This is a genomic window from Variovorax rhizosphaerae, from assembly GCF_037889975.1.
Lineage (GTDB): Bacteria > Pseudomonadota > Gammaproteobacteria > Burkholderiales > Burkholderiaceae_C > Variovorax > Variovorax rhizosphaerae.
The window spans coordinates 57,137-74,041 of the sequence record NZ_JBBKZT010000016.1; the positions used below are offsets into that span (position 1 = coordinate 57,137).

The 16,905-nt window shown below is 65.5% G+C and carries 16 protein-coding genes; 13 read left to right on the forward strand and 3 right to left on the reverse strand.

Annotation, left to right across the window (positions count from 1 at the left end; genetic code table 11):
* Positions 1-63: 63 nt before the first annotated feature.
* The 6 genes from WKW82_RS28560 to WKW82_RS28585 all read left to right on the forward strand — a co-directional run bounded on the left by WKW82_RS28560 (position 64) and on the right by WKW82_RS28585 (position 5,786).
* The gene (locus WKW82_RS28560) at positions 64-678 is read left to right on the forward strand and encodes a flavoprotein (protein ID WP_422823622.1); all 615 of its coding nucleotides are present in this window, start codon (positions 64-66) and stop codon (positions 676-678) included.
* Positions 657-2,123: a DUF6513 domain-containing protein gene (locus WKW82_RS28565; RefSeq protein WP_340346016.1), complete on the forward strand. Its 1,467-nt coding sequence runs from the start codon at positions 657-659 to the stop codon at positions 2,121-2,123. Before WKW82_RS28560 ends, WKW82_RS28565 begins: the two co-directional genes overlap by 22 nt.
* Positions 2,120-2,722, forward strand: coding sequence for a DUF447 domain-containing protein (locus WKW82_RS28570; RefSeq protein WP_340346017.1), 603 nt, complete (start codon positions 2,120-2,122; stop codon positions 2,720-2,722). The genes WKW82_RS28565 and WKW82_RS28570 overlap by 4 nt, the downstream gene beginning before the upstream one ends.
* Entirely contained in the window at positions 2,719-3,420 is a 702-nt protein-coding gene (locus WKW82_RS28575) for a (5-formylfuran-3-yl)methyl phosphate synthase (protein ID WP_340346018.1), read from the forward strand. Before WKW82_RS28570 ends, WKW82_RS28575 begins: the two co-directional genes overlap by 4 nt.
* Positions 3,421-3,852: 432 nt before the next feature.
* On the forward strand, positions 3,853-4,623 hold the full coding sequence (locus WKW82_RS28580) for a hypothetical protein (RefSeq protein WP_340346019.1): 771 nt from the start codon (positions 3,853-3,855) through the stop codon (positions 4,621-4,623).
* 236 nt (positions 4,624-4,859) lie between these two features.
* The gene (locus tag WKW82_RS28585; RefSeq protein WP_340346020.1) at positions 4,860-5,786 is read left to right on the forward strand and encodes a glycoside hydrolase family 75 protein; all 927 of its coding nucleotides are present in this window, start codon (positions 4,860-4,862) and stop codon (positions 5,784-5,786) included.
* 286 nt (positions 5,787-6,072) lie between these two features.
* On the opposite strand, the gene WKW82_RS28590 is transcribed toward WKW82_RS28585, so the two are convergent.
* The 3 genes from WKW82_RS28590 to WKW82_RS28600 are packed head-to-tail and all read right to left on the reverse strand — an operon-like array spanning position 6,073 to position 8,781.
* Positions 6,073-6,672 carry an amino acid kinase family protein gene (locus WKW82_RS28590; protein ID WP_340346163.1) on the reverse strand — a complete coding sequence of 200 codons (600 nt, stop codon included), beginning with the start codon at positions 6,670-6,672 and terminating at the stop codon, positions 6,073-6,075.
* 2 nt (positions 6,673-6,674) lie between these two features.
* Positions 6,675-7,796, reverse strand: coding sequence for a hydantoinase/oxoprolinase family protein (locus WKW82_RS28595; RefSeq protein WP_340346021.1), 1,122 nt, complete (start codon positions 7,794-7,796; stop codon positions 6,675-6,677).
* A complete protein-coding gene (locus WKW82_RS28600; RefSeq protein ID WP_340346022.1) occupies positions 7,789-8,781 on the reverse strand; it encodes an ATP-grasp domain-containing protein in 993 nt (330 codons plus the stop codon). Before WKW82_RS28600 ends, WKW82_RS28595 begins: the two co-directional genes overlap by 8 nt.
* Positions 8,782-8,817: 36 nt before the next feature.
* Here WKW82_RS28600 and WKW82_RS28605 point away from each other — a divergent pair, with 36 nt between their 5' ends.
* The 7 genes from WKW82_RS28605 (at position 8,818) to WKW82_RS28635 (ending at position 16,902) form a co-directional block, all read left to right on the forward strand.
* Complete coding sequence (locus tag WKW82_RS28605) at positions 8,818-9,528, forward strand: HisA/HisF-related TIM barrel protein (RefSeq protein ID WP_340346024.1); 711 nt, start codon at positions 8,818-8,820, stop codon at positions 9,526-9,528.
* 258 nt (positions 9,529-9,786) lie between these two features.
* On the forward strand, positions 9,787-11,079 hold the full coding sequence (locus WKW82_RS28610; RefSeq protein ID WP_340346026.1) for a molybdopterin-binding domain-containing protein: 1,293 nt from the start codon (positions 9,787-9,789) through the stop codon (positions 11,077-11,079).
* Positions 11,076-12,770 (forward strand): formylmethanofuran dehydrogenase subunit A, encoded by a 1,695-nt coding sequence (locus WKW82_RS28615; RefSeq protein WP_340346027.1) that lies wholly within the window; start codon positions 11,076-11,078, stop codon positions 12,768-12,770. Before WKW82_RS28610 ends, WKW82_RS28615 begins: the two co-directional genes overlap by 4 nt.
* Positions 12,767-13,693 (forward strand): formylmethanofuran--tetrahydromethanopterin N-formyltransferase, encoded by a 927-nt coding sequence (gene fhcD / locus WKW82_RS28620; RefSeq protein ID WP_340346028.1) that lies wholly within the window; start codon positions 12,767-12,769, stop codon positions 13,691-13,693. The genes WKW82_RS28615 and fhcD overlap by 4 nt, the downstream gene beginning before the upstream one ends.
* Complete coding sequence (locus WKW82_RS28625; RefSeq protein WP_340346029.1) at positions 13,690-14,505, forward strand: formylmethanofuran dehydrogenase subunit C; 816 nt, start codon at positions 13,690-13,692, stop codon at positions 14,503-14,505. The genes fhcD and WKW82_RS28625 overlap by 4 nt, the downstream gene beginning before the upstream one ends.
* A 5-nt stretch (positions 14,506-14,510) precedes the next feature.
* On the forward strand, positions 14,511-14,990 hold the full coding sequence (locus WKW82_RS28630; protein ID WP_340346030.1) for a GNAT family N-acetyltransferase: 480 nt from the start codon (positions 14,511-14,513) through the stop codon (positions 14,988-14,990).
* A complete protein-coding gene (locus WKW82_RS28635; RefSeq protein ID WP_340346032.1) occupies positions 14,980-16,902 on the forward strand; it encodes a chorismate-binding protein in 1,923 nt (640 codons plus the stop codon). Before WKW82_RS28630 ends, WKW82_RS28635 begins: the two co-directional genes overlap by 11 nt.
* Positions 16,903-16,905 lie beyond the last annotated feature (3 nt).

A 16,905-nucleotide genomic window follows, 5' to 3' on the forward strand; every position in this document is an offset into this window, starting at 1 on the left:
TCGGCGCCATTCAAGGTTCATCCGAGGTCTCCCATCCAGAGCAACCACCGCGAAGCCACAGAGATCAGCGACGTCGCCGGGGCTGCCCCTGGCGACGGGCTGCTGGGCGAACACTCGAAGCCGCGTTCCCGCTTCGCCTGGTGCATCACCGGCTCCGGGCATTTCCTCGACGAGTCGATGGCACTGGCCGCGCGCCTGCCGAACGTCGACCTGTTCCTCTCCGCCGCCGGCGAGGAAGTCCTGGAAATCTACAAGCTCCACGTCGACGAACTGAAGCCGCGCTTTCGCGTCTTCCGCGACAAGACCGCGAGCGGCGTGCCGGTCGGCATGCTTTACGACGATGTCTATCACACGGTCGTCGTCGCCCCCGCCACCAGCAACACGGTCGCGAAATGCGCCTTCGGCATCAGCGACACGCTGCCGAGCAACATGTTCGCGCAGGCCGGCAAGCTGGGCATCCCGGGCATCGTCTTCGCGTGCGACACCGAGCCGGTGGTGGTGACGAAGTCGCCGCACAAGTGGGTCACGCTGCGGCCACGCCGCATCGAGCTGGACAACGTCGAACGGCTGCGCCAGATCGACTTCTGCCAGGTCGTCGCCTCGCCCGCGGAACTGAAGGCGGCGCTCGACGCCCGCCTGAACGAACTCGCGCTCGCATGGAACACATCCTCTTCCTGACGGGGCATCTTGCGCGGCCGAGCCTGGAGCGGGTGCTGGCGCAGATCGCGCCTGCGCCCTTCACCTGGGAGGCGCGCGACCTGGGCCTGCAGGTGGCCGGCCTGATGACCGCCGACATGATCCGCCGCCGGGTGGCGCTGCCGATGGCGGGCATCGATCGCATCGTGGTGCCTGGGCGTTGCCGCGGCGACATGGCGGCGCTGTCGGAGCACTTCGGCATTCCGGTGCAGCGCGGGCCGGAGGAACTGAAGGATCTACCGCTGTTCTTCAACCGCGCCGCCAGCCCGATCACGCTGGACGACTACGAGGTCGCGATCTTTGCCGAGATCGTCGATGCGCCGCGCCTCGATGTGGCCGCGATCCTGGCGCGTGCGGCGAGCCTGCGTGCCGATGGCGCCGATGTCATCGACCTGGGCTGCCTGCCGGAAACGGAATTCGGTCATCTCGAAGAGAGCATCCAGGCGCTGAAGGCCGAGGGCTTTGGCGTCAGCGTCGATTCGATCGATGCGGACGAGTTGCTGCGTGGCGGGCGCGCCGGCGCGGACTACTTGCTGAGCCTGAACCTCGACACGCTCTGGGTGGCGGACGAGGTGGCGTCGGTGCCGATCCTGATCCCGCGCGTGCCTTCCGACGAAGCCTCGTTGTACGAGGCCATCGAACACATGCAGCGCAAGGGCCGAGAGTTCCTGGCCGACCCGATCCTGGAGCCGATCCCCTTCGGCTTCGCCACTTCACTCGTGCGCTATCACCGCTTGCGCGAGCGCTTCCCCGAAGCACCGATCATGATGGGTGTGGGCAACCTGACCGAGCTGACCGAAGCGGACACCAGCGGCATCAACGCCTTGCTGTTCGGCATCTGCGCCGAGCTCGACGTGGCCGCAGTGCTCACCACGCAGGTCAGCAACCATGCGCGCCGTGCCGTCAAGGAGGCCGACTGGGCGCGGCGGATCATGCATGCCGCGCGCCGCCACCAGACCCTGCCCAAGGGCATGAGCGACGCGCTGATGACCGTGCATGCCAAGCGCCCCTTCCTCGACACGCCGGAGGAGATCGGCGCAACCGCCGCGCAGGTGCGCGACTCCAACTTCCGCGTGCAGGTGTCCGCTCGCGGCCTGCATGTCTACAACCGCGACGGCCTGCGCACGGGGCAGGGCGCCTTCGAGCTGTGGCCGCAACTCGGGCTCGAAGACGATGCGGCCCATGCCTTCTACATGGGCGTGGAACTGGCGCATGCGGAGATCGCGCACAAGCTCGGCAAGCGCTATGTGCAGGACCAGCCGCTGGACTGGGGTTGCGCCGTCGAGCGTGTTGCCGAGGACTCAAACGCTTGGTGCGCGCCCGGTACGACGCTGGCGCGACACGAGACCACCGAGGAGCCGATGAACCCGAAGAAGACTGGCGAACGCGTAGAGATTTCGGACGAGCCGAATGGGTACTTGAAATGAACGATGTGATCTTCGAGACCGTGGTGACCACGCTCGCGCCCGACGGCCGCAAGCACGTCGCGCCGATGGGCGTGCGCTACCGCGGCGAGCACGTCGTGCTGATGCCCTTCCGGCCCTCGACCACCTTCGACAACATCATCGCGACGCGTTGCGCGGTGCTCAACATCGTGACCGATACCCGTGTGTTCGCTGGCTGCGTGACCGGCCGCCGCGATTGGCCGACGCAGCCGGCGGAGCGGATCGCGGGTGTTCGGCTGGATTGCGCGTTGAGCCATGTGGAGCTGACCTTGAGCGATATGACCGACGATGCACAACGCCCCGTGCTGAACATGGCGCGCGTCCATGAGGTCGTGCATGCCAGCTTCACCGGCTTCAACCGCGCGCAGGCCGCCGTGCTTGAAGGCGCGGTGCTGGTGAGTCGTCTGCACATGCTGCCGCCGCAGAAGATCGACAGCGAGATGGCCTACCTGCAGATCGCCATCGACAAGACGGCCGGCCCGGGGGAGCACGAGGCCTGGGGCTGGCTGGTCGATGCGGTGCGGCGGCACCGTGAGCGAGCCACTTCCTCCACCGCCGAGACCACACGAGGATCGTCATGAAACTGCTCGTCAGCGTTCGAAGCGTCGAGGAAGCCTTGCTGGCCGCGGACGGCGGCGCCGACTTCATCGACCTGAAGGAGCCAGGCGCGGGTGCGCTGGGCGGCCTGCCGGTGGCGACCATCCGCGAGATCGTCGCCGCGTTGCGCCGGCATCGCAGCGACTTGGCCGTGAGCGCGACCATCGGGGATGTGCCGATGCATGAGACGCGACGCATCGCGGCCTGTGTCGATGCCGTCGGTGCTTGCGGTGTGGACTATGTGAAGGTGGGGATCGAGCGCGATCCGCTGGCGTTGGAAGTGCTGGATGCGCTCGCGGCGAGCGACTGGCCCATCGTGCCGGTGTTCATTGCCGACAGGGGCTTGGACATGGCCCATGTGGCCCACGCCTGTGCGCTGGGTTTCCCTGGTGTGATGGCTGACACGTTTGACAAGCGAGCTGGGAGCCTGTTCGATGTGCTTTCGATGGAGGCGCTGCGGGACTTCGTTAAAGCCGTTCGCAAGGGCGGGTCGATAGCGGGCTTGGCGGGGGCGCTCCGGGCGATGCACGCGCCGCTACTGCACACGCTCGACCCTGATTTCGCGGGATTCAGGACGGCAGTCTGCGTGGGTGATCGAAGCACCGCGCTGGATTCACAGCGGCTGCGCGCGCTCTGCGTGCTGATGCGCGGGCATTCTGCGGCCGCTCTCGTGCATGCGTAAGGCACAGCGCAGGAACGGACGGCCGCATTCGGGAATCTTTAGGTTGCCAAAGGCTTTTGAAACTTTGCCCACGTGGGGAAGTTTTGCCATGCGAGGCCAGCACGCTTGGAATGGGCGGCATGGCTGGGTAGGATGCTTGTCATCTGTTGAGCACATGTATTCAACACAGCCAAAGTCGTTCTTACGCCGATGGGGCGTGCTGGTCGCGTGCGGTGTTGCTGTTTTGGCCGAGTTCTTGTCATTTCGGTTTTGGACTGAGCACAAGGCGGAACAACCCTCACAACCGGAGTACGAGGGCTACTTGAAATACGTGGCAAATGGCTCGCCACGTGCACGCCAATTCGTCGATGGGTATTGGAGTTACAACGCTGGCGGAGTGAAGTCCAAAGACTCTCAAACTCATTCGTTTCACCCCAGAATATAGGTAGACGCATGATCAAGTCGTTTTCCACATTAAACCAAGTTGCCGGTCTCATATTGGGTGCACTTGCCCTGTGGGCATCGATAGTTGCATTTGTTGTGCCCTATTGCGACTCCAAGCTGAGTATTAATATCGACGTGCGGAATCAATTAGCCCGCTCCGAACAGGCGTCAAAGCTACTGGTGGCTCAAATTGGAGATGCTAGGATTGCTAAAAGTGCGGTACAAAGCCTAATCGGCTTAAATTTGGATTATCTACGCGACGTCCGCAATGAAAAAAAGGCTGAGGAAATCATTCAAAACGCTAACCGAGCCCTTGTATTGGCAGAAAGGTCTCAGCTAAATATAAATGTGGCCGGCTTTGAACAAAAATGGTATGCAATATTGGTTTCATCCGGCTTTGAGCCTGAAGGTCCGGTTTGGTATTGGCCCACTAAAGAATTGATCGCACCCGGGGATGCACTTGTTTTGCTTAAAGGTTCTATTGGTGGCCCCCCAACAATGCAGGCATATGCAAACGACCTTGGGCGAATGCTTGATAAAGCCCGCAATCAGGGTAGACATCAGAAACTTTACGCTGGTTTGCGCGAAATCTTTGGCTCAAGCCCACCGCTACCTCCCGGCGAGACGACATCTGACATACTTGCTCGGCGCCTAGAGACCATTGAAATTGAAATTCGGAGGCTGGATCATTCGCTCCAGGATTTGCAAGAGTCGACTGTTGTCGCAAAAGAGAAGGCCGCTGCTAATAATGTGCCTTTGTATTGCAAAATGTTCACGTAAAGCATCGTCGCGCTCATATAGACTTTCCACGTGCCGCCTAACCCTCCGTTCGAGGCACTTGCTGCGGCGTAGTGCAGTTGCTCGTCATTGATTCTGGGGTATTGCGCTGCGCCAATGCGGGCGGCTCAACTCAAACGTTGTCCCCCTTTTCCAAACATAGCGTCGTCCCCCACATGACACCATCTGGCGAAGAGACTCACACACCTGCCGACTGTTCGGCTGCTCAGCAAAGCTCCGTGTCGGATTTAGAAAGGTGGGAGTTCGAGAAGAGTGCACGTCAGCGCGAGCTTCTCGCCAAAGAGCGCGAGCAGGCAACCAAGGAAGCTGAACTCAAACTCAAGGAAGCGGAACTCAACGCGTCGCGCTGGCGCAATCCGCTGGTTGTAGGAGTCTTTGCCGCTGCCGTCGCAGGCGCAGGAAACGCCATTGTTTCGTTCACCAATGGACAGTTTCAACGGGAGCTTGAGGCGCAAAAATCGGAGCAGGCTCGCATTCTCGAGATGATCAAAACCGGGGATCCAGACAAAGCGGCCGACAACTTGCGCTTCCTCGTGAGTGCAGGACTTATACTGGATGCTGGCTTGAAGAGCAATTTGAGCGAATTTCTTGCGAATCGGAAGCCAGGGACAGGCCCAAATTTGCCGTCGGCAACCGGACTATCGACGCGCGGAACAGTGGATTTGACCTATTTCGAAGCAGGCATGCGAATTACTGCTGACGGAGCCTGTAGCGGGGACTGTAGCAAGTACCGAAATCGAACCGAAAATACTGCTCTTGTCCAACCCGATACGAGAAGCGCCCTTGACCCGCTCACCGTTCCATACGTTGTCCTCCCGGCGCGGGAATATCATTTTTTCGGTATGAAGCTCGGTGATTTGTGTATTGTGTTCAACCGAGAAAATCAAAGAATAGCTTACGCAGTCGTTGGAGACTTGGGGCCGGCGGGACACTATGGAGAGGGTTCTATTGCTCTCGCGGCCCAACTTGGTTTGTCTGTAGACGCGCGCTCAGGCGGCACAAGCAAGGGAATTGTGTACATAGTCATTCCAGACTCGCAGCTCTCGGGACATATCACTCCCGAACTTATTGCTACAGAAGGGGCCAAGCGGTTCGCTAAGTGGGGCGGAAACTCGGAACTGCAGAGGCGCCTAAAAGGCGGCTAGGCCAACGAATTGAGCCTGCGACGAGCGAGGGCGCGGACATCCAGCCGCCGCCTTCACCTTCTGTCGGCTGCCCCGCATGTCAAACTTAGGCTGCGACCCATGTTCACCTATGCCGATGTTTCACCTATCGTATCGAACTGGGCGACTTGGTCATTTATGAGCGTGGCAAGACTCCGGGTCTTTGAGCTCGCTGTCATGCTATTCCTCAAACACAAAATTCAGGACAGACTCCACGCAAACCCTTTTTTGCTGCTCGCCTCCTCGCCCCGCTGACCTGAAGGCGCCATCAGGTTTCAACAAACCGCACCCCTCCCAGCAGCAACCCCCTGATCCGCTCCAACTCATCATGCCGAACGACATCGATCGGAAAGGCCGCGCCTTCCGACAGGCTGCCGAAGCTCCGATCCACGATCCCGGCCTCGGTCAGTTGCGTCAGGCTCAGTCGCGGGTCGATCGCACATGACTTCACCACCACGAGCCGCTCCGCGTTCAGCCGTTGCGCGAGTTCGAGTGCGATGCTGTCGGAGGTGACGTCCCAGCTGGTCTGCGCGGTGTTGCGTTCGCGTTGCAGTTCGAAGGGCAGCCACAGGGCGGTCTGGCCCTTGTGCAGCACGCGGCGGATGTCGGTCTTGGTTCGCACCAGTTGCAGCGCGGGGTTCAGGCCGTGCATGAGGTAGGCGGTCTGCGCCATCGCAAGGATGGCCATGTTGTGGGCGTTGAGGTCGTCGAAACGCCAGTGCGACTGGGCCTGGCGCACCGCATCGCCGAAGGCGCCTCCGCCGCAGACCACGATGACGCGACCGCCGCCGCAATCGGCCAGCAGGCTGAGCCATGCGGGCAGCAGGGGGTTGCTGGTCAGGCTGCCGCCGAGCTTCACGATCCACATGGTCACTGGTCCATGTCGAAGAGCGCAGCCACGGCCACGCTGGGTGCGCAGACCTGGGCCCAGTCCTGCATCGCGCGGCGGTCCGCGTCGGCATGCGCCGAGATGCGGGCGACGTCGCGGCCATAGGCGAGCTGGCGGTGGGCGGGCCGCTGCGGCAAGCGATCACCGGCCGCGGCTTGCGCAAGCACGTCGCCGACCAGGAACGCGCCGCAGCCTGCGCTGACGATCACCGCTTCTTCGTCCAGACCGTGCATCAGGGTCACGCGGCGCATCTCCGCGGCCAGCAGCGTGACCTGTGCGGCCCGCCATCGGTGCGCGAAGGCCAGCCATTCATTGTCCGATGCATCGCGCCGGTCCAGGCCGATCATGCGGGCCAGGCGCTGGCGGGTGGCGTCGAGGTCCTTGGGCGCGTTGTCGGCGCTCGGATGCTGGTCGTGCGCCGGGTCGAGTTCGCCGGTCAGCCGGTAGACGTCGGCCGTGGTCGCGAAGAATTCGTTCATCACGTTGTGCGGCGTGCCGCGCCAGTCGATGCGATGGGCCAGCGCACACAGCGGGGTACGCACGACACCGTGGTAGACCAGTTCCCCGCTGGCTAGGCGCTGTGCATCGGTGCGGTCCGGCGCCAGCACGCGACCGTGCCGGAAGGCGATCAGGTCGGTGGTGGTGCTGCCGATGTCCACCAGCACGCCGGTGTCGAAGCGCAGCGCGGCATGGCGCGCGGTGGCGAGCCAGTTGGCCGATGCGATGGCATCCCACATGGCCGGGACTTCGGCGACCCGGCCCCAGCCGGAATCGCCGGCGAAGAAATGCAGCGAGCCGGCGTCGCGGGCTGAAGCGGCGGGCACCTCGAGCGAGCGCGCCAGTTCGCCCGCGATCCTGCACACGCCGTCTTCGCGATTGGCGAACAGGTCGACCATCTCGCCGGTCATCGTGACTGCGTGCCGCGCCGCCGGCATCCCGTGCCAGCGCGCGCGTGCCTCGTTCAGCACGGCATCGAGCCGGTCCATGCCCAGCCACAGCGGGCAGGGCCACTGCGCCACGTCGCGCACTTCGCCGCCCTGCAGCATGCAGGCCTTGACGTGGGCCCCGCCGATGTCCCAGCCGATGACGGTGCGCTCAGGCATGCGCCATCCCCGGGGCCGGGGCCATGGCGTCCGCGTGGTCGTGCGCATCGATCACTTCGCGCGCCAGGTTGCGGCCCAGCGAAGCCGACAAGCCGGCATAGGCGCAGGTCACGCGCGGATTGATCTCGATCACCACCGGGCCGCGCTGCAGGTGCCAGACGACATCGACGCCGACAAAGCCGCGCAGCCCCGGAATGGCCTCGCCGATGCTTTCAGCCAGCGCGCTCAAAGCGGCAAAGCGGGGATCGGCACGGGCCATGACATTCACTGCGACGCCGAGAAACGACACGGTGCCCTGTGCGTCGATGTCCAGCTGCTGGCGGTTGACGCTCAGCAACCGGGCGCCCTCGCGGCTGCAAAGCAGTGACAGGCTCAGCGCTTCGCCTTCGACCCAGGGCTCGACTTCCATGGCGGCGTTGGCGAGCGTGCACCTCGATGCGATGACCGCCGATGCGAGTGTGCGGTGCAGACGCGTCGCCGTGGCGCCGGCGCCATCGTCGGGCTTCATCACCCAGCGGTTGATCCCGGTCGTGCCTTCGAAGGCCAGCGGGGTGGCGATGCCGGCATCCGCCAGCCGCAACAGGGTTCGGCGCTTGCTGGTCGTGAGCGCGATCGCCGGGACATCACAGCCCAGCCACCGGCCATGGGTGACACATTGGCGAAAGCGCGACAGCAAGCCATCGGTCTCCGGCGCGATGACCCAGGCCAGGTCATGCGCCAGGCTCTGGCGCGCGACGAACTCGAAAGCGGACTCGCCGTCCTGCGCAAGCACCGCATGCGCCGGGCGCGGCACCTGCGACGCGCGCTTGCATGTGGCCACCGTCACGCCATAATTTTCGAGCCCCAGCAGGTCGACAACGATGGCATCGCGCATCTGCCGGCCCATGGCGAGGAGCGCATCGGCGTCAGCGCTGTGCGCCGCCGACAACTCGCCCGCCAACTCTCCACCGGCGCTCAGGTGTTCGTAGACGAAGATCCGCTTCATGACCCTGATGCTCCTCCATTCGTTCGTCTGTTCGACATGAACCTCATTCCCGTCATCGACCTCATGCAGGGCCAGGTGGTGCGCGCCGTGCGCGGCGACCGCCAGTCCTACCGACCCATCGTGTCACCGCTGTGCGGCAGCAGCGACCCGGTCACCGTGGCAAGCATCCTCTGCGAGCACTGCGCGACGCAGCAGCTGTACGTGGCCGACCTCGACGCCTTGCTGGGGCGCCCGGCCCAGGCAGCAGTGCTGCGCACCCTGTTGCAAGCCTTGCCCTCGCTGGAACTGTGGCTGGACGCCGGCTTCGCGAGCGCACACGCGGCTGAAGCGCTCCGGCTTGAACTCGGCGATGCGGCAAGTCGCGTGGTGCCGGTGTTCGGCAGCGAATCGCTGGCATCTCGCGAGGCGCTTGCGCAGTGCTTTGGCGACACGCGATCCGGCGAGGAGGGCGTGCTCTCGCTGGACCGCCGTGATGGCCAGCGGCTGGACGCGGCCGGATGCTGGGATGCGCCCGCGCTGTGGCCGCGCCGCGTGATCGTGATGACGCTGGAGCGCGTCGGTGCCGGCACCGGCCCCGACCTGCAGACACTGGCCGATGTACGAAGAAAGTCCCCGTCGACCTTTGTCGTCGGTGCTGGCGGCATCCGCAATGAAAGCGACCTGGCGCAAGCGCGCGAGGCCGGCGCCGGGGCCTGGCTGGTGGCCAGTGCGCTGCACGACGGGGGGCTGCCCCGCGTGCGCCGCTGACGGAAGCAGGGACGCCGCGGCATCCTGTGCGCGCATGGGTGAAATGGGGTGCCCGGCCTCATGCACTTGCTGCATCACGATTCGTGCCAGCGCAATCGGCGGTGGGCCTTGCGCTCCAGTGACACGCGCGCGGCTAGAACTGCAACATGAGCGCGACACAGTGTCTCGCTTCTGATCGTTGAGGGGTGGACCGCGCATGCCGGTGTCTGCTGCCAGCGCAGCCCCGGTCGTGGCACGTCGCTTGCTGCCTTGAACCAAATGAACGAAGCCGTCCCTGCCGCCCGAGGGGAGTTGACACGATGGACCTGTCCGTTCTGCGTGCTGCTTTGCGGCGACCTGGGCGTGCGTGTGGGGGCGGCGCTAGAGCTGGCTGAAGGCGAGTGCCCTGGCGCGCGCGCAGGGCTCGCCCGATTTCCGGCAAGCCCCTCGAGCGCCAAGCCGCAGGTCGATGGCAAGGACTGCGAACTGGCCCACGCTGTTGAAGCGGCAGCCGGCATCCTGGCGGGCAGCGGCCAGCCGCTGTTCGGCGGCTTGGGGACCGACGTGGCGGGCGCGCGTGCCCTGTATCGACTGGCCTGCGCGACCGGTGCGATCTGCGATGCGGCCGATGGCGACGCGCTGATGCAGGGGGTTCGCGCGCTGCAGGATCGCGGCGGCTTCACGACCACGCTGGCCGAGGTGCGCAACCGGGCCGACCTGATCGTCTGCGTGGGCGGGCTTCCGGATGGCGAGGCCGACGGGTTCTTCGATCGCTGCGGCGTGGGCGAGGCCGTGGTGCCGCAGCGGCATGTGGTGCTGCTGGGCGGCACGGGCATTGAAAGGGAAGCGCTTGCGGCGTTGGGCCGGCGCTCCGGTGTGACGACTGAAACGGTGCCGCTGCGAGGGGACTTGTTTGCGACGGTGGGGCTGCTGGCTGCGCGTGTCGCGGGGCGAGCAGCGCGCGAGGTGCCGCCTGCGCTCGAAGCGCTGGTCGGGCGGCTGCGTGCGGCGCGTTATGCGGTGATCGTCGGGCAGGTGGGTCGCCTTCCGTCGCAAGGCGAACTGATCGTCGAAGCGGTCGGCCGCGTCGTCGCCAAGCTCAACGCCAGCACACGGGCCGCCGCGATGTGGCTTGGCGGCGGCAACGGCGCGCGAACGGTCAACGAGGTCTTCACCTGGCTGTCGGGCCTGCCCTTGCGCTCGCGTGCCGGGCCGGCCGGCCTCGAGCACGAGCCACTGTGCTTCGGCGCGCAGCGCCTGCTGGACGACGGCGCGGTGGACAGCCTGCTGTGGGTGTCGAGCTTCGATGCCGGCTGCGCGCCGCCGCCGACCACGCTGCCGCTGATCGTGATGGGGCACCCCTGGCTGGCCTCTTCAGCGGCGCGGGCTGGCGGCGTTTTCATTCCGGTGTCGACTCCTGGGATCGGGTCGCCCGGCCATCTCATTCGCACCGATGGTGGCGCGGTGCTGCCACTGACAGCGCTCTATCGCGACACGCTGCCGACGCTGGCCGATGTACTTGCTGACCTGACGACTGCCGTGCGAGCCCGTCGCGCAAGGAGTGCCGCATGAGCAGCCTGCGCCTGCGCGGCGCCCGCGTCATCGACCCGACGCGGCCGGATGAAGCGGTGCGCGACCTGTGTGTGGAGGACGGGCGCATCTCGCTTGCATTCGACCCGCGCGCGACGGTCGACAAGGACATCGATGCCAGCGGTTGCATCGTGATGGCCGGCGGCATCGACATGCACACCCATATCGGCGGCGGCAAGACCAACCTCGCGCGCCTGTTGATGCCGGAGCTGCAGCGCGCCAATGGCGACCCGTTCGGGTTGCCGGCCAACGCGCTGGAACTGGCCTCCTGCGGCGGCTGCACGCCCGGCACGCTGGCCACGGGCTATCGCTATGTCGAGATGGGCTACACGGCCGCCTTCGAGCCCGCGATGATCGCCAGCAACGCACGCCAGGCGCACATGGAAATGGGCGACACGCCGATCCTCGACCACGGCGCCTACGTGATGCTCGGCAACGACGAGTTGTTCCTCCAGCTGCTGGCCGAGGGTGGGGAGGGTGGGCGCAACTACGAGACCATCCGCGACTACATGGCCTGGACGATCCATGCCACCAAGGCGATGGGTGTGAAGGTGGTCAACCCGGCCGGCATCTCGGCCTTCAAGTTCAACCAGCGCAAGCTCGATGTCGACGAGCCGCATGTCCATTGGCAGGTGACGCCGCGCCAGGTGGTGCAGACGCTGACCCGTGCCTTGCGCGAACTCGGCGTGCCGCATCCGCTGCACATCCACGGCAGCAACCTCGGCGTCGCCGGCAACATCGAATCGACGCTGGAGACTATCCGTGCGCTCGAAGGCCTCCCTGCGCACCTGACGCATGTGCAGTTCCACGCCTACGGCACGGACGGGCCGAAGAAATTCTCATCGGCGGCCCTGCAATTGGCCGACGCGGTCAATGCCCATCCGAACGTCAGCATCGACGTCGGCCAGATCATGTTCGGCCAGACCGTCACGACCTCGGCCGACACGATGCGCCAGCATGCGCAGTCCGGCTTCGCGAACCCGCGCAAGTGGATCGGCAGCGACATCGAATGCGAGGCCGGATGCGGTGTGGTGCCGTTCAAATACCGCGAGCAGAGCTATGTGAATGCCTTGCAATGGGTCATCGGCCTGGAGATCTTCCTGCTGGTCAACGATCCCTGGCGCGTGGTGCTGACCACCGACCATCCGAATGGCGGGCCGTTCACCAGCTATCCGCACCTCATCCGCCTGCTGATGGACCGGAGCTTCCGCGAGGAGCAACTCGCCAAGCTGCATCCGGAGGTGGCGGCCAACTGCGCGCTGAAGTCGATCACGCGTGAACTGACCTTGAACGAGATCGCCATCATGACTCGCGCTGCGCCTGCGCGGCTGCTCGGGCTGGTGGACCGGGGGCACCTGGGTGTTGGCGCGGCGGCGGACATTGCCGTGTACCGTGAACAGGCCGATCGCGAGGCGATGTTCGCGACGCCGGAGTACGTCTTCAAGGATGGCGCGATGGTGGCGCGCGGCGGCAAGATCACGGCGGTGCCTGTCGGCGGCACGCACTTCGTCGAGCCCGACTACGACCGTGGCATCGAGAAGACCTTGCGCAAGCACCTCGCCGCGCATGGCTCGGTGAACTTCGATCACATCGCGATGAGCCGCGACGAGTTGTGCAGTTGCTGCAATGGCGGGCGGTTGTTGCCGGCCGAGTGTTTCAAAGGCCAGGCATGAGTGAAGCCTTCATGCGCAACGGCGTCCAGATCGACGACACCTTCGCCGAGGCCTTCCCCATGAAGGCCACGCGCATCGTCATCACCGCGCACAACCTCACCTGGGCGCGCCACGCGGCCGCGTCGGCGACGGGCCTGGCCACGTCGGTCATCGGCTGTGGCTGCGAGGCTGGCATCGAGCGTGAACTCGCTCCCACGGAGACACCCGACGGCCGCCCCGGCCTCAGCGTGCTGCTGTTCGCAATGTCGGGCAAGGAACTGGCCAAGCAGGTCGAGCGCCGCGTCGGCCAATGCGTGCTCACCTGCCCGACGACCGCGGTCTACGCCGGCATCACGGAGGGCGAGGCGATCGCATTGGGCAAGAACCTGCGCTTCTTCGGCGATGGCTGGCAGATGTCCAAGGTGATCGACGGCGTTCGGTACTGGCGCGTGCCGGTGATGGATGGCGAGTTCGTGGCGCAGGAGACCACCGCCGTGGTCAAGGGCGTGGGCGGTGGCAACCTGCTGCTGTTGTGCACCGACACCGACAGCGCACTGGCCGTCGCGGAGGCTGCGGTGCTGGCGATGAAGACGCTGCCCAACGTGATCATGCCGTTCCCCGGCGGCGTGGTCCGTTCGGGCTCGAAGGTGGGCAGCAAGTACGCAGCACTCAGTGCATCGACCAACGATGCGTTCTGCCCAAGTCTCTACGGCCTGGTGGCTGGCAGCGAGTTGACCCCGCAGACGCGCTGCGTGATGGAGATCGTGATCGACGGCTTGACCGAAGCGGACGTGGGCGCGGCGATGCGCGTGGGCATGGAGGCCGGCATGGCGCTTGGCGCGGCCAAGGGGTTGCTGCGTATTTCTGCGGGCAACTACGGGGGCAAGCTGGGGCCGTTCCATTTCCATCTGCACAAGCTGCTCGACGGTGGAGCGCGACCATGAGCGGCTGGCGACTCGCGCTCAAGTCCCAGCCCACGCTGCGGGTCGATCTGCGTGGCGTGGTGCCGGACGCATTGGCCGGGATGTCGGCTCCCGAGGTGGAGCGAATCCCCGTCGGCCATGGCAACGCTTTTGTCGCACTGGCCGAGTTCTTCAGTGTCACGCCGCATGACAAAGACGAATCGCTGCGCTTCGACGGCGATCTGTCGCGCTTCGATCGCGTCGGCTGGAAGATGGCGAGTGGCAGCCTCCGGGTCATGGGCCCTGTCGGCCACTACGCTGGTGGCTGCATGAGCGCAGGCGAGATGCTTGTCGAAGGCGACGCTGGCCTTCTTGCCGCATGCGAAATGGCAGGTGGCCGCCTGACCGTGCAAGGCGATGTGGGCGACTTCGCGGCCAGCACGCTGCCGGGCAGCATGGACGGCATGCGCGGTGGCACCTTCGTCGTCAGGGGCAACGCAGGTGCGCGCTTCGGCGACCGCATGCGACGCGGCAGCGCGGTCGTGCATGGCCGCGCGGGCGACTTCCTCGCGTCGCGCATGGTGGCCGGGACGATCGCCGTTGGCGGGAGCGTCGGCAATCATGTCGGCCATGGGATGCGGCGTGGCAGCGTGGTGTTGTCGTCTTCCGATAGCTTTGAACCTGCAGCGACATTCGTTCCCGCCATCGCATCGGCGGATGTCATCTGGCAACTGTTGGCGCGCGATCTCGCGCGGCACGGCGGGCCTTTCGCGGCGCTGGCTTCCCGGCGCATCGAGCGGCACCTCGGCGACCTCTGCGCCGACGGCAAGGGTGAACTGATCGCCGCAAAATAGCGACGATGACCATCCAGATCTCCCGCGCGAGCACCGACGATGCCGAGGCCATCAGCCAACTCATCCAGAAGCTCGTGCATCACTTCACCGTCGATCCCGAGGGGCGCGGCGCGGAGGTGTTCCTGAAGTCCGCTGAAGTCGACGCCATCCGGGGCTATATCGCTGCGCCCAACTTCTGCTACTTCGTCGCGCGCGATGAGGATCACCTCGCGGGATTCGTCGGCGTGCGCGACAACGCGCATCTCTATCACCTGTTCGTGGACCCGCTGCATCAGGGTCGGGGCCTTGGCCGGCAGCTGTGGGATCAGGCCAAGGCATGGGCGATCACCGAGGGCAACGGGAGCGGCTTCACCGTCAACTCCTCCCCCAACGCGATACCGGTCTACGAGCGATTCGGCTTCCAAGCCACGGGAGAGCGTACCGAGATGAACGGCATTGCCTTCGTGCCGATGCGGCTGGAACTGGTGGCCTGGCGTGCCGATTGAATCGCGTAGTGAAACTGCGTGCTTCGCGCTGCTCGACGACCGCAGTGCGACGCGCCAGCACCCGACGAGCCGCCTCTACCAAGGCTTCGTGCGTGAGCATCGCTGCACCGACCCCGCCGCGCTCCACGCGATGTGGGCCCGCGTGGATGCCGACCTGCTCAGTGGCCTGCATGCCGTGCTGCTGGCGGACTACGAATGGGGCGCCAAGCTGCTGCGGGCGGGCCACGAGCGGCTTGCGCATGACGATGCGTCCGTGTTGCGCGTGCTGATGTTCCGTGACCTTGCGCGACTGTCGGCAGACGAGGCGGGCGAATGGCTCCAGGGCCTTGAACATGGGTCGTCCACCGCGGGCGTGATGAACCTGTCGGCCAGCGTTGAGCGGCCGGCCTTCATTGAAGCCATCGCGCGCATCCAGGCGGCCATCGCGGCCGGCGAGACCTACCAGGTCAACTACACCTTCCGGCTGCATGGCGAGGCCTATGGTTCGCCGGTGGCGCTGTACCAACAGTTGCGCCATCGCCAGCCTGTTTCCTATGGCGCGCTCATCGCGTTGCCCGAAGCCGCTGGCGATGCCGTCACCCATGTGCTCTCGTGTTCGCCAGAACTTTTCCTGCGCCACGAAGCCGGCCTGTTCACTGCCCGCCCCATGAAGGGCACGGCCTCGCGCATCTCACGCGTGCAGGGCCCCGAAGGCGACAGCGAGACCGCGCGCCACCTCGCGATCGACGTCAAGAACCGGGCCGAGAACGTGATGATCGTGGACCTGCTGCGCAACGACCTCGGCCGCATCGCGCGCATCGGCAGCGTGGAGGTAAAGGACCTGTTCGCCATCGAGGATCACAGCACGCTGTTCCAGATGACCTCCACGGTGCAGGCCCGCCTCAAGCCTGGGATCGCGTTCACGGACGTGCTGCGCGCCGCCTTCCCTTGCGGCTCGATCACCGGGGCGCCCAAGCACCACACCATGCAACTCATCGCCGGCCTGGAGACGACACCGCGCGGCCTCTATTGCGGCGCCATCGGCTGGATGGACGCGCCACCGGACGGAGCGCTGGTGGGTGATTTCTGCCTGTCGGTCGCCATCCGCACGCTCACGCTGGAACGCGAAGCGCGCGGCCTGCGACCGGCGCGCCTGGGCATCGGCGCCGGCATCGTGGCGGACAGCCGGGCCGACGACGAGTTCGAGGAATGCCATCTGAAGGCGCGCTTTCTCACCGGGCTGGACCCGGGCTTCGAGTTGTTCGAGACGATGCTCGCGGAGTCCGCGGAAGAGGGCGCGCGACCGGCCATTCTCAAGCTCGATCGTCACCTGGCACGGATGCAGCACAGCGCCCGCCTGCTGGGCTTCCGCTTCGATCGCGCCGAGGCGCTCGCGGCGCTGTCGGAGCGCATGCTGGGGCTGGCTTCCAATGTGCGCTGGCGGGTGCGGCTCGCGTTGCGCCATGACGGGCGCCTGCAACTCCAGCACGCACCGCTCGCCTCGCTGGCGGATCAGACCGTCATGCTGCGCGTGGCCGACGAGCGCCTGCCCGACTTCAATCCACTGGCCGCCCATAAAACCACACTGCGTGAGGTCTATGACGAAGGCGTGCGCGGGGCAGAGCGCGCTGGCGCTTTCGACAGCCTGTTCTTCACCGTGGACGGCCGTCTCGTCGAAGGCGGTCGCACGTCCGTGTTCCTGAAGATCGACGGACGATGGTGTACGCCGCCCCTCAGCGATGGCGCATTGCCCGGCGTGATGCGCGCCTGCCTGCTCGATGACGAGGCGTACGGCGCCATCGAGCGCAGCCTGACCTTGGCCGACCTGCAACGCGCCGAAGGCATCGTCGTCTGCAATGCGCTGCGTGGCGCGCTGCCGGCGCGGCTGTTGCAGGATGCCGTTTTCTTGTGCGAACACGAACGGAGCGCATGAGCG

Coding starts and splice junctions, on each gene's coding strand:
- WKW82_RS28565 (WP_340346016.1), top strand. CDS start 657: ATGGAACACATCCTCTTCCTGACGGGGCATCTTGCGCGGCCGAGCCTG.
- WKW82_RS28570 (WP_340346017.1), top strand. CDS start 2,120: ATGAACGATGTGATCTTCGAGACCGTGGTGACCACGCTCGCGCCCGAC.
- WKW82_RS28575 (WP_340346018.1), top strand. CDS start 2,719: ATGAAACTGCTCGTCAGCGTTCGAAGCGTCGAGGAAGCCTTGCTGGCC.
- WKW82_RS28580 (WP_340346019.1), top strand. CDS start 3,853: ATGATCAAGTCGTTTTCCACATTAAACCAAGTTGCCGGTCTCATATTG.
- WKW82_RS28590 (WP_340346163.1), bottom strand. CDS start 6,672: ATGTGGATCGTGAAGCTCGGCGGCAGCCTGACCAGCAACCCCCTGCTG.
- WKW82_RS28595 (WP_340346021.1), bottom strand. CDS start 7,796: ATGCCTGAGCGCACCGTCATCGGCTGGGACATCGGCGGGGCCCACGTC.
- WKW82_RS28600 (WP_340346022.1), bottom strand. CDS start 8,781: ATGAAGCGGATCTTCGTCTACGAACACCTGAGCGCCGGTGGAGAGTTG.
- WKW82_RS28605 (WP_340346024.1), top strand. CDS start 8,818: ATGAACCTCATTCCCGTCATCGACCTCATGCAGGGCCAGGTGGTGCGC.
- WKW82_RS28610 (WP_340346026.1), top strand. CDS start 9,787: ATGAACGAAGCCGTCCCTGCCGCCCGAGGGGAGTTGACACGATGGACC.
- WKW82_RS28615 (WP_340346027.1), top strand. CDS start 11,076: ATGAGCAGCCTGCGCCTGCGCGGCGCCCGCGTCATCGACCCGACGCGG.
- fhcD (WP_340346028.1), top strand. CDS start 12,767: ATGAGTGAAGCCTTCATGCGCAACGGCGTCCAGATCGACGACACCTTC.
- WKW82_RS28625 (WP_340346029.1), top strand. CDS start 13,690: ATGAGCGGCTGGCGACTCGCGCTCAAGTCCCAGCCCACGCTGCGGGTC.
- WKW82_RS28630 (WP_340346030.1), top strand. CDS start 14,511: ATGACCATCCAGATCTCCCGCGCGAGCACCGACGATGCCGAGGCCATC.